Consider the following 12,222-nt stretch of genomic DNA (forward strand, 5'->3'; position numbering starts at 1 on the left):
AAAACTCTTATAACGAGCATACGGACGACATAAATGCCGTCCGTCATTTTCAATAGTTATTCTCCAAGGCCCCCCTCTATAGCTGCTATCAAAGCATCCATAGCTTCTTTTTCATCGGGACCTTCGCATTTAAACTCAAGCTCATCTCCGCATTTAATGCAGGCACCAAGAACACTAAGCACGCTCTTGGCATTAGCTGAATTTTCACCATACATAAAAGTGATATGTGATTTATAATTCATCGCGACCTTACATAAATTCCCTGCGGGTCTAAGGTGCAGCCCTGTAGGGTTCTTGATTGTCACCTTTTGTGTAATCATATTTACTTTCCTCATCTAAAACGCATGTTTTTATCTGACTCATGCCGGTCTATTGCCGGTACCGTTCCTCAATCACGCTTCGCATTTTTTGATGGTAACAGTGTTTTGATTTCTTACAGCATTACATTCTGTATAAGCTCAGCCAGTTTCTTTGCTTCTTCATCAATTACTTTCTGATTTTTACCCTCGATCATTACTCGAACAAGAGGTTCTGTTCCCGAAGGTCTGATAAGTACTCTCCCGTCTCCTGCAAATTTCTTATCAAGCTGCTCAATAGCAGCTGCAATTTCAGGATATTCCATAAAGTGATCCTTTTTATGCGTAGGTACTGTTGCATTACACAAAGCCTGAGGCATCACTTCCATAACCGTGGAAAGTTCGGAAAGCTTCTTACCTGTATCCTTCATAACCTTAAGAAGATGAAGAGCTGAAAGGAGTCCGTCTCCTGTCGTATTATCATCAAGGAATATAATATGTCCTGATTGTTCGCCGCCAAGATTGGCACCGATTTCCTTCATGCGTTCGAGAACGTATCTGTCACCCACTTTGGTCTTCTCAATCTTGATTCCCTCGCGTTCGCCCATCTTGAAGAATCCAAGATTACTCATCACAGTAGCAACTATCGTATCACCCTTAAGCATACCATTATTCTTCATATGCCTTCCGATTATTGCCATGATCACATCGCCGTCTATAAATTTACCATTTTCATCAACAGCAAGGAATCTGTCCGCATCTCCGTCAAAAGCAAGACCTATGTCAGCCTTCTCGGTAACAACACGTCCCATAAGTTCTTCCATATGGGTTGATCCGCAGTTTGAATTTATATTTGTTCCATCAGGATTTGTATGTATAGCTATTACCTGTGCACCTGTCTGTCTAATAGTTTCCACAGAGGTGTATGAGCTTGCGCCTTCGGCACAGTCCATAACAATCTTAAAGCCATCGAGTCTTACATCCACACAGTTTAAATTGTGGTTGATATATTCCTCTCTTGCATCAGTACGATTTTTAATTTTGCCTATTCCTGCTCCTGTAGGCATTTTAACGCCTTCAAGATTGTTCTTAATAAGTTCCTCTATCTCATCTTCAAGAGCATCAGGAAGCTTAAATCCATTACCATCGAAGAATTTTATTCCGTTAAATTCCATAGGATTGTGTGACGCAGAGATGACTACCCCGGCATCAACACGATACTTCTTAGTAAGATATGCTACCGCAGGAGTTGGCAAAATACCTACATTAACAACGTTTGCTCCTACAGAACATGCTCCTGCCATAAGTGCAGCTCCAAGCATATCCCCCGAAAGTCTTGTATCACACCCCACCATTATTGTGGGTCTATGCTTATTCTCTTTAGACAAAACATAAGCCCCGGCCTGACCAAGCTGCATGGCAAGAAGCGGTGTGAGCTCATCATTTGCAACACCTCTTACTCCATCAGTTCCAAATAATCTAGACATTTCTTCCTCCAAATAATCACTCTACTTTATTCAATATTACTGTGACTTCAATTGTATTTGCAGTCGTCACACCACCCGGAAGCGAAAGCGATACATTAGCCCTGTATTCACCGGCTAAATCATCTCCTGCACCTACCATCTGGGATACATCTACCGTTCCGGATACATCTTTTGCATTTATACTGTTAACCTTTTCGGCAAGTCCGCTGACCGACAGACTAAATGTCTGACCGTCCTCTCCTATCATTACCTCATACCCATCCGGAACATTAGTGAATTCTATCTGGTCATAAGGAACATTGAGAATTTTATCATTCTTCTTGTCTATATATGCAACAACAGTTGCAATGCCATTAAAGTCTTCATCGCCAAAAGTGACATTACCTGGCAGATAGCCCGACAGATCAATAGTAGTCGTCAGGTTGCCTGTATAGCCTGTAATATCAAGTGATGCATCAGATATTATTATCGTGTCAATCTTGTTAAGTACAGACATTCTTCCAGCCAGCAGAACACTGTCAGGATTTGCGTCTATCTGGCCTGTTGCCACATAGCCTTCCGCAGGCACTCCGGATACCTGATAAATAATCGGCACTCTCTTGGTAGCCAGAATAGTAACACTCACACCTACCGACGTACTGCTAAGCTTCAGGTTATCCCTCGGAATCTCATTACCATCCTCATCGTAAAGATGAATTTCGGCATTGGTTCCGATATTGGTCGTATAGCCTGTTACCTCAACGTTTACCGAAGCATCCTTAACGCTTTCAACAACCGACTTCGCTCCGGTTATTCTAATCTGGTTCTGGTCAGTAATGACATCCCCTATTATATACCCTTCAGTCAAGCTACCGGAGGTTGTTGCCGAAATAGCCAGTGTTTTGGAGGCTCTTTCCTCTATGCTGAGTCTTACGGCATCAATGCTTCCGCTTATACTTTGAATCTGATTTCTGTATTTATTCGTATCAAGCTGGATGGCAACATAATAAACACCATCTATATTAGTTGTATTCTCAAGATCGGCATAAGCAACTATATTTTCTTTGCTGAGAGAATCAACAATAGATCTTGGCGCATAAACAGTAACCGTCGATAGTATGTCACTATCCTCCAGCACCTGATATACCTGATTATTGTCCGTTATGCTGTTAGTATTTCTTAGTGTCACCTGTACATTACTGAAACGCACAGAATCTACAGGATCACTGATATTTGTTACAAGGAACCAAAGAAGTGCGGCAAATAAAAGCGAAGCAATCTTCAGCCCCAGGTTTGCAGTTAAATTAAGATTCTTCATTTCGCAATCCCTTTCGCTTTTTTATTTCCCTTATTCTTTTTCTTTTTATCCTTTTTATCTTCGGATGTCTTATTCTGTATCTGTCTTAATCTCTCTCTTAAGCGCTCACTGTCCAGCGCTCTTTCAAGCTCTCCCATATAAGCAACACTTATTTTTCCGGTTTCCTCGGATACGATTATGGTAAGGGAGTCTGTGACCTCTGAAACACCGACACCTGCTCGATGTCTTGTTCCGAGTTCCTTACCAAGTTCCATATTATCCGAAAGCGGCAGATAACATGTAGCTGACGTAATTCTGTCGCCTCTGATTATTACCGCACCATCATGAAGCGGAGTATTATGTTCAAAAATATTTATCAGAAGCTGGCTTGTTACGATACCGTCTATATCAATACCTGTTCTCTCAAATTCACTAAGGGATGACAACTGCTCAATAACTATCAGCGCACCTGTTCTGACCTTAGCCATCTCAACACATGCCCTTACAATTTCATTTATTGTCTTATCAGAAAATCTTCCCTCTTCGGTTGCTTCCGCAAAATTAAACAGTCCATGGAAAAAGTTTCTTCTACCAATGCCCTCAAGCGCCTTTCGCAGTTCAGGCTGTAAAATAACAACCATTGCCGTTACAGCTATTCCAAATACATTCCGGACTATCCAAAGTATGGTAGTCATATTGAATGCAGCTGCAATAACTATAAAGACAACAATAACTACGATCCCTTTTAAAAGAGACCATAGTCTTGTAGTTTTAGCCCAAACCAAAATATGATAGATCAAAAACGCAATTATCAACATCTCGATGATATCGAGCGCTTTGACCGATGGCATATGCAGGCTTGTCAGATTGTTTTCCAGGAAAAATCCGATTTGTTGCATTAAATTTACTCGCCTCTGTCTTTACCTCTGTAATCTCTACCGGCACTGGAACCACTTATTTTCTTCACCTTCGGCGCAGGTGTGGAAACAGTCACCTTTGGTACAGCCTTAACATAGTAATAGTATTCATCATCTTCAAACTGAACTTTTTCAATTCTTGTATAATCAAGATTAAATGCAAAGAACTGAAGGATCATAAGCATTATAATTGCAATTACTGACTGAACAATAACTCCGATAAATGACAACTCTGTGGTATACATCAAATCACCGACAAGAAGACAAATAATATCTGTCAGTGCTCCCGCTATGATAGCAATTGTCCATGCATGATCCAACGACATTCTTCTTATTGTATAAACAACAGCAAGCGTAATAGCAAACGCAACAACAAATACCCACATACGCTTGTTGCTTAATAGCTCTGAAATAATTGTCTGGAACTGTGCTACGGTCTCTTCCATCTGAGCACCCGTAAGACTTGTCGCATTTCCGGAAATGTAATTAACAAGGAAAGCAACAATTATTCCAAAGGACATGGAAACAATCGATGAAGGAGTTCCCAAAAGACCAAGTGCAATAGGCATCACATAAGGAATGCTCAAATAAAAGCACATGGGTGTCAACATCACCGCAAGAGTATCCTTGGGTGAAAATCTGAAGTAAAGTAAAAACATCAGAAGAAAAATTATAAGCGCAACAACAGCACACAATACTGAAAGCTTATAAAGATGCGCCAAAATAAATCCGGCAGAAACAAGCACCATAAAATTAGTAGGCATAATAGAACACAAAAGTGCTGCCATTAACAATATGGGCAATTTTGTCAGATTGGTCTGATATCCGATCTTATTACCAATCATGGTAAAAGCAATCAATGATAGCAAAAACTTCCACACATATGTGATGTAAAGCTCGTATTTTACATAAAAATTTTTAATATATTCCCGCAGTTCAAGTAAAGACGTCATTTTTCCTATTCCTTTTCATACATCCTTCCAAGTCTCTTAAGACATGAGTAGTATGCTTTCATATTCTTTCGCATTTTTCCGTACCGAATGGAATAAATGATGTATGAAATCACTGAATATACGGCTACAAGCACAATGTAATAGATTAAAAACTTTCTGGCTGTTGCAGCTACATCAGTATTATATACATCCTGCAAAACATCAGAAAAATGATACATCACATAGGCAGCGACCAGTATCAGATAAACCACTGTGGCACTGATAATGGACTTCAGTACCTGGAATCCGACATAGTCGCTGCGAAAGTATGAGTTTATAGCGTTATTCTTTTTCCCCTCATGCTGCTCATATGCAGCCATCCTGGTCATCAGGATTACTCTCTCCTCATTTAACATAAAAGCCTCAGGTTCTAAGAAATTTCATTCCGGACTTCTGATCCGAATTCTGAGCAGCCTGTTTCTTGGCAAGCTCAGCAGCAAGCGCCTGCTGACGCTGCTTCACAGTATCGTTAAGCGCATTGGTTACAGTAGCCTTACATTTAGCACAAAGTCTTCCTGTCTGAATACGTTCTCCGCAATTCTCGCAAGTGATCTGAATCGGAGAATCCTCTGTAAACATAAGTCTCTCCTCAAGTATCCACTTTTTAAGCTGTTTGGTAGAAACCTCACAATCATCAGATATCTTCTTCAAACCGCTTCCCGGATTATCCTGTATATACTTTTTTACCTGTTGGAACTTCTCTTCAATCTGTTTCTTACAACTTTCGCAAAGCACATCGCCTGCGATATAATTGAACATCTTACCACATCTGGAACAATTACGAATATTACTCATGATATCCTCCTAATTTTGCAGTGCTTATTTTCACACCACCTGGCCTATTGCAAGCGTTACAAAGAATATCCTATTCACCCCATGTCTTCGAAATTCCCTGGCTAGCTCATCTATAGTACTGCCGGTCGTGTAAATGTCATCAACAAGGATAATACACTTAAATTCTACATCATTTTGACTTATATTAAAAGCTTTTTTCAAATTTGAACGTCTTTGTGATGATGTCAGCATCTTCATTGGAACTGTATTTTTCACTCTGACCACAACGTCATTTCTGACGGGTATGTTAAAAGTTTTCCCTAAAGAATCTGCAAAAACTTCCGCCTGATTATATCCTCTTTTTCTCTGTTTCCTTCTGTACATCGGAACAGGGATTATAGCATCCGCATTGAGTGCCTTTATGTTTTCTCCCAGATATTCTGCTGCTGCATCAGCGTAAAAATCTGCATATTCCCTTCTTCCGGAATACTTAAACCTATATAAAGATCCTGAAATCGATCTGTATTTAAATACGCCAAACCCTCTGTCAAAATAGTGCCTTGTTTTCGTACAATCATCACAATACTCTGTCTCTTTGCCAGCAAGTGGTTTTCCGCATTTCATGCATATCAATCTGCCGGCAGGTTTGATAAGTCCTTTACATTCCAAATGAATTATGCCTTCATTTCTTTTTACAATTTCATCACAAACAGGACACCTTCTCGGGTAAAGAATAGAAACCACGTTTTCTGCCATATTACTCAGTTCCATTAGTGACCTCCATGATTCTGTCTTTTAATCCCGTATACCGCTTTAATTGTTCTTCGTTATTTATCATGGTCTCTACTGTTTCGACATTTCCCAGTACAACTACACATTTTTGTGCTCTTGTAACCGCTGTATACAAAAGGTTTCTGTTAAGAAGCATTCTCGGTCCACCAAGAAGAGGCAGTATTACAGCGGGATATTCCGATCCTTGGGATTTATGTATTGTTATAGCATATGCATGTTCAAGATCATCAAGTTCAGAAAAAGGATAAACCACACATCTTCCTTCATCAAATTCTACAACCAGCTCCTTTATGGCATTATTTATCTCCCTTACAACACCCATATCTCCATTAAATATACCAAGTCCCTTTTCTATGGTAATTCCGTTTTTCCCCAATACTTCCCATTCTGCCTGATAATTATTATGAATCTGCATCACTCTGTCGCCAACTCTAATGACTCTGTCACCATGAACATATTCCTTTTTATGAGGATCAGCAGGGTTTAGGTATTTCTGAAGAATAGTATTGAGCGTCTGAGCCCCGAGCGGTCCTCTTTTCATTGGCGTAAGAACCTGAATGTCACTACTTTGTGATTCAACATACCCGGGAAGTTTATCCCTTATAAGTTCAATCATATGCTTATATATAACATCCGCATTATCTCTCTTAAGGAAGAAGAAATCCTTGCTCTTATTGTCCATTTTAATCTGCTCACCGTTTTTAATATGATGAGCATTCATTACTATGTCACTTTCCTTAGCCTGTCTGAAAATCTTTTGAAGTGTGATCGTGGTATAGGCTTTACTCTCTATCAGATCGTGCAAAACCTGACCCGGTCCGACACTGGGAAGCTGTGAGCTGTCTCCCACAAGGATAAGATGTGTTCCCGGGAGAACTGCCTTTAACAAAGCAGCAAAAAGATGCATATCAACCATCGACATTTCATCTATTATGATTGCATCCGCTTCCAGTGGATTATCTGCATTTTTCTCATAATGAATTCTTGTCTTTACGTCATTATCGTCCGATATTCCACCTCCCACACCTAAAAGCCTATGCAGCGTTAAAGCTTCATATCCCGTGGTTTCCGTCATTCTCTTTGCAGCTCTTCCTGTAGGAGCCGCAAGCATTATTTCCATCTGCTCTTCTGCATAATATCTGATAATTGTATTTATTGTTGTTGTTTTTCCGGTTCCGGGTCCTCCCGTAATAATGACCACTCCGTTTGAGGCACTCGCAGCAGCCGCTCTTCTTTGAAGTTCATCAAGTTCAATTCCACGTTTTTCTTCTATCCTTCTTATTCTGTCAAGAAGAACACTTTCCGGTTCATGAGATACTTTTATATTCAATTCGTTAAGCATCACCGCAATAGCCTGCTCCTCATAAAAAAAGCTTGCGGCATACACTTCATTATCTCCTTTGTAGATAAGCTTCCTTTCAACCATCAGATTATCCATCATCATTTCGATGTTTTCAGAATTTACTCCAAGGAGCTCTTTGCTCTTTCTAATCAATTCGTCCTTGGGAAGATAACTGTTTCCTTCTGCTGACGCATCCAGCAAAACATAAAGTATCCCGCTCCGTATGCGAAAATCCGAATCAACACTTATTCCTACTCTGGCAGCAATCTCATCTGCGGTCTTAAAGCCTATTCCCTCGATATCATCTGCAAGTTTATACGGATTTTCCTTTAAAATCTTATAAACCGATGCCCCGTATTTTTCATAAATCCTGACTGACATCGTGCTTGATATACCATATCCTGACATAAATACAAAAGCATCCCGCATCTCCTTCTTATCCGCAAGCTGTATAGCTATATCCCTTGCTTTTTTCTCGCTTATGCCTTTAATTTCCGCAAGTCGTTCCGGCTCATCCTCAATAATCCTAAAGGTATCGCTGCCAAACTTTTTTACTATTCTTCTTGCCATAGTTTCGCCGATGCCCTTTATAGCTCCAGACCCCAGGTACCTCTCCATAGACTCTATATCATCCGGCGCTGCAATTTTGTAACTGCTTACCTTGATCTGTTCTCCATAGACAGGATGTTCCGTCATTTCACCTGTTATTTCCAGCGTATCACCCTCATCAACATCAACAAAACTTCCGACACAGGTAATCTCCTCACCATCGCAAACAAGTATCATCACCCCGTATGCCCTGTCCGGACTTCTGTATATAAAATGATCTATATAACCTTTAATTTCCATTAAGCTCCTCGTCTATAAATAATCGAGCAGGCTGACTCCTACTCGATTTCGCACACGAACATTCCGCACTTCGTGCTACATAAAAATTCCCTCTTTTTCAAAAAGAGGGAATGAATCATACATTTTTAAATATCATAGTTGCGTTTCATATTTTCATATAACATTTGAGCAAGCCCGTTGCTCTGTTTATCTGCCCCGGTAGCAGCTATATCCTGAATCGTCATATCTTTAAAGTAATCAACAAGTGTCCCCATTGAATTAGATTCATCCTTACTGAATACCTTGGCTGTTTTCTCATATCCCTTATAAATCTGTTCCATAAAATAAGCTTCAAACTGCTTACATGCATCCATCAGCTCTTTATCAGCCTTTGCCTTATCATCATCCGTCTGAATTCTTTTAGCCTTTGAAGCAGCCTCGCTTGCCTTTTCAGAAGCCGTCTGGCTGGCTGCATACTGTGATATTCCTGACAGATTCATAGAATTCATATCAATAGCCATAAAGCTCACCCCCCTTAATTTCATACCCCAAAGATATCCACTTTAAGTTGACTACGCATATGCATAATCAGGCAAGATATATATCAAATTATTATAATGCCTAAAGGTTATCTCTTAAGCTGGTTTGCAGTCTGCATCATTTCATCAGTGGTAGTAATTGCCGTTGAATTCATCTCATAAGCTCTCTGAGCAACAATCAGATTTACCATCTCTGTTGCAACATTAACATTTGAACCTTCAAGATATCCCTGAACCACCTGGCTTCTTCTGATTCCTGGTGTAGTAGCTTCAGGAAGTGGATCTCCGCTTGCCATGGTTGCCATAAAGCTTGTGTCACCGATTCTCTCAAGGCCTTCTGCATTTCTAAACTGGAAAAGTGCTATTGTTCCGATATCCTGTCTATCCTGGTTCGCATCAAGGTAGTAAAGATTACCCTCAGCATCACAGGTAATATCCGAAGCCTTTACAGTTACATCATTAACTACAAGAGGGCCACCATCCACACCTAGTACCGGATTACCCTCTGACGTTGTAAGTTCAAGGGTATTTGCTTCCGTTAGAGCCCAAACAAAATTACCATTTCTTGTAAATCTGATATTGTTTGCATTAAGATCCTGCGCATCCGTTGAATATGCAAAAAATCCGTCTCCCTGAATAGCAAATGCAGAGCTTGAATCATTATCCTGAAGATTTCCCTGCGTAAAGAAAGAATTGATGGACGATACCCTGACACCGAGTCCAACATCCGAATTAACAGGCGAGCCTGTTGTCTGAACCGTTTTGGTCTTAAGCTCCTGATACAATAAGGACTTAAATTTTGCACTTTGTGCTTTATAGCCTGCCGAATTGACATTAGCCAGATTATTTGCAATGGTATCTACATTTGTCTGTTGAGCATTCATTCCCGATGCTGCTGTCCATAAGCTTCTTACCATATAATACCTCCTAGCGAGTCATGACTATACTTCGCCAATTAATATATCGGCTCGTCACGCTATAAGTTTAACAGTCTTTACTGAATTCTTCCGAGCTGATTTACTGCTATATCTATAGTATCATCTTCAGCCTGCATTACTTTGGAATTTGTTTCGTAATTCCTCTGAATTGAAATAATATTCACCATTTCGTCAACAACACTTATATTTGAAGATTCCAAATATCCCTGATTAACAGTTGCATTTGCCTCAGCTGCAGTTGTTGAAATAACCTGAGCACCGCCTTCACCGATTATAAATGCATTATCCTGATATCTCTGTAAAAACTGAGGATTATCAAATCGCGCAACCTGTATTGTAGAAACCACATTAAAATTCTGAACTATTGTGCCGTCCTGATTTATGGTGGCGTCCATTGTTGGATCTAATTGAATGGGATTATTATTGACATCCAGGACATTATTACCCTCGCTGGTCACAAGATATCCATCCAGCGTCAGGGTAAAATTACCGTCTCTGGTATATTTGATAAGCTGCCCACCGCCATCCGGATCATCGGATGCGAACGATGTAGCAAAAAATGCATTTCCACCTGCACTCATATTGTCGTTGACTGAATCATCATCGACATCAGGAAGCCCATTGTTAAGGGCAAGATCATAAGTCTGCCCTGTTTGCCTCAGTGCTCCCTGTTCAAAATTAGTATATGTTCCGGCCAGTTTGACCCCCGGATTCATAAGTCCAAGTCTCCTGGCAGTCCAAGGCGCATCGGAATAATCCTTAATCTTCAATGCAAGAAGATCACGGAATGACTGACTAACCGAACGTTCCTCTTTAAAGCCCGTAGAATTCACATTTGCGAGATTGTTAGTCTCGATATCCATGCGTTTCTGTTCGTTTACCATACCTGTGTAGGCAGTGTACAGACCTTTTACCATATACTATCCCCTATATACTTTATTGTTTTAGCAATGTTTATAAGGAAGTCATGCTCCCGCACTCATCTGCGGGAACAAAGTGTACACCGGACAAAATACACACCGGTTAAATACTTTATACCTCGCGATATCCTGCAAGAAATTCAACATATCTTCCTGTTCCTATAGCCACAGCAGTCATAGGATCCTCAGCTGTAACAGTATTGATACCTGTCTTGGATGCAATAAGATCATCAAGTCCGCGGAGAAGACTGCCGCCACCTGTAAGTACAATACCTCTGTCAGCAATATCAGCTGCGAGTTCCGGAGGTGTTTTCTCCAAAACGCCGTGAATTGCTTCAACAATCTGTGCTGTAGTTTCTCTCAAAGCTTCTTCTGTCTCCTCGGAAGACACCTTTACAGTTTTGGGAAGACCTGTTACGAGGTTACGTCCTCTTACATCCATATAATCAGCTTCTGCTCTTGGATATGCTGCACCAATCTTAATCTTTATATCTTCGGCAGTTCTCTCACCGATAAGAAGATTATGCTTTTTACGCATATATCTGACTATAGCTTCATCAAAATCATCACCGGCAATCTTAACCGATGTGCTGACAACTGTTCCGCCAAGTGAAATAACGGCAATATCTGATGTACCACCACCTATATCAACTATCATGTTTCCACATGGCTTTGTAATATCTATACCTGCTCCTATTGCTGCGGCGATGGGTTCTTCTATAATACGAACATCTCTGGCACCTGCCATAAGAGTAGCGTCTTCAACAGCCTTACGCTCAACCTCTGTTACTCCGCTGGGTACACATACCGCTATGAGAGGCTTACGGAAAGTCCTGTGACCTATAGCCTTTGTGATGAAGTATTTCATCATCTGCTCTGTTACTTTGTAATCCGAAATAACACCCTGTCTAAGCGGTCTTACAGCAACAATATTGCCGGGTGTACGGCCAAGCATTAATCTCGCATCTTCACCGATTGCCTTGATCTTCTCAGTATCTCTGTCATATGCCACAACAGAGGGTTCCTTCAAAACTACACCCTTACCGCGGATGTAAACCAGGATGCTGGCTGTACCTAAGTCAATTCCGATATCTGTATACTGCATGAAATCTATTACCCCT

At 40.6% G+C, this 12,222-nt stretch carries 13 protein-coding genes; all 13 read right to left on the reverse strand.

Going from position 1 to position 12,222, the window contains the following annotated elements:
* Positions 1-56 precede the first annotated feature (56 nt).
* Positions 57-320: an HPr family phosphocarrier protein gene (locus BV60_RS0115670; RefSeq protein WP_029323240.1), complete on the reverse strand. Its 264-nt coding sequence runs from the start codon at positions 318-320 to the stop codon at positions 57-59.
* Between the two features lie 113 nt (positions 321-433).
* Positions 434-1,783, reverse strand: a complete 1,350-nt coding sequence (gene glmM / locus BV60_RS0115675; RefSeq protein ID WP_029323242.1) for a phosphoglucosamine mutase — start codon at positions 1,781-1,783, stop codon at positions 434-436.
* A gap of 16 nt (positions 1,784-1,799) precedes the next feature.
* Positions 1,800-3,080 carry a CdaR family protein gene (locus BV60_RS0115680; protein ID WP_029323243.1) on the reverse strand — a complete coding sequence of 427 codons (1,281 nt, stop codon included), beginning with the start codon at positions 3,078-3,080 and terminating at the stop codon, positions 1,800-1,802.
* Entirely contained in the window at positions 3,077-3,958 is an 882-nt protein-coding gene (gene cdaA / locus BV60_RS0115685; RefSeq protein WP_029323245.1) for a diadenylate cyclase CdaA, read from the reverse strand. The genes BV60_RS0115680 and cdaA overlap by 4 nt, the downstream gene beginning before the upstream one ends.
* Before the next feature lie 5 nt (positions 3,959-3,963).
* Positions 3,964-4,821 (reverse strand): hypothetical protein, encoded by an 858-nt coding sequence (locus BV60_RS0115690; protein WP_242840992.1) that lies wholly within the window; start codon positions 4,819-4,821, stop codon positions 3,964-3,966.
* A gap of 113 nt (positions 4,822-4,934) precedes the next feature.
* Entirely contained in the window at positions 4,935-5,324 is a 390-nt protein-coding gene (locus BV60_RS0115695; RefSeq protein WP_029323248.1) for a hypothetical protein, read from the reverse strand.
* 7 nt (positions 5,325-5,331) lie between these two features.
* Positions 5,332-5,763 carry a flagellar protein gene (locus tag BV60_RS0115700; RefSeq protein ID WP_029323250.1) on the reverse strand — a complete coding sequence of 144 codons (432 nt, stop codon included), beginning with the start codon at positions 5,761-5,763 and terminating at the stop codon, positions 5,332-5,334.
* 30 nt (positions 5,764-5,793) lie between these two features.
* Positions 5,794-6,513 carry a ComF family protein gene (locus BV60_RS0115705; protein WP_029323252.1) on the reverse strand — a complete coding sequence of 240 codons (720 nt, stop codon included), beginning with the start codon at positions 6,511-6,513 and terminating at the stop codon, positions 5,794-5,796.
* The gene (gene recD2, locus BV60_RS0115710) at positions 6,500-8,725 is read right to left on the reverse strand and encodes an SF1B family DNA helicase RecD2 (RefSeq protein WP_029323253.1); all 2,226 of its coding nucleotides are present in this window, start codon (positions 8,723-8,725) and stop codon (positions 6,500-6,502) included. Before recD2 ends, BV60_RS0115705 begins: the two co-directional genes overlap by 14 nt.
* A gap of 125 nt (positions 8,726-8,850) precedes the next feature.
* Positions 8,851-9,225, reverse strand: a complete 375-nt coding sequence (locus BV60_RS22245; RefSeq protein WP_051656790.1) for a rod-binding protein — start codon at positions 9,223-9,225, stop codon at positions 8,851-8,853.
* Between the two features lie 107 nt (positions 9,226-9,332).
* Positions 9,333-10,160: a flagellar hook-basal body protein gene (locus tag BV60_RS0115720; RefSeq protein WP_029323257.1), complete on the reverse strand. Its 828-nt coding sequence runs from the start codon at positions 10,158-10,160 to the stop codon at positions 9,333-9,335.
* Positions 10,161-10,237: 77 nt separating this feature from the next.
* Positions 10,238-11,098, reverse strand: coding sequence for a flagellar hook-basal body protein (locus BV60_RS0115725; RefSeq protein WP_029323258.1), 861 nt, complete (start codon positions 11,096-11,098; stop codon positions 10,238-10,240).
* Between the two features lie 115 nt (positions 11,099-11,213).
* The gene (locus BV60_RS0115730) at positions 11,214-12,206 is read right to left on the reverse strand and encodes a rod shape-determining protein (RefSeq protein WP_026657441.1); all 993 of its coding nucleotides are present in this window, start codon (positions 12,204-12,206) and stop codon (positions 11,214-11,216) included.
* Positions 12,207-12,222: the final 16 nt, after the last annotated feature.

The organism is Butyrivibrio sp. AE3004, assembly GCF_000703165.1.
Lineage (GTDB): Bacteria > Bacillota > Clostridia > Lachnospirales > Lachnospiraceae > Butyrivibrio.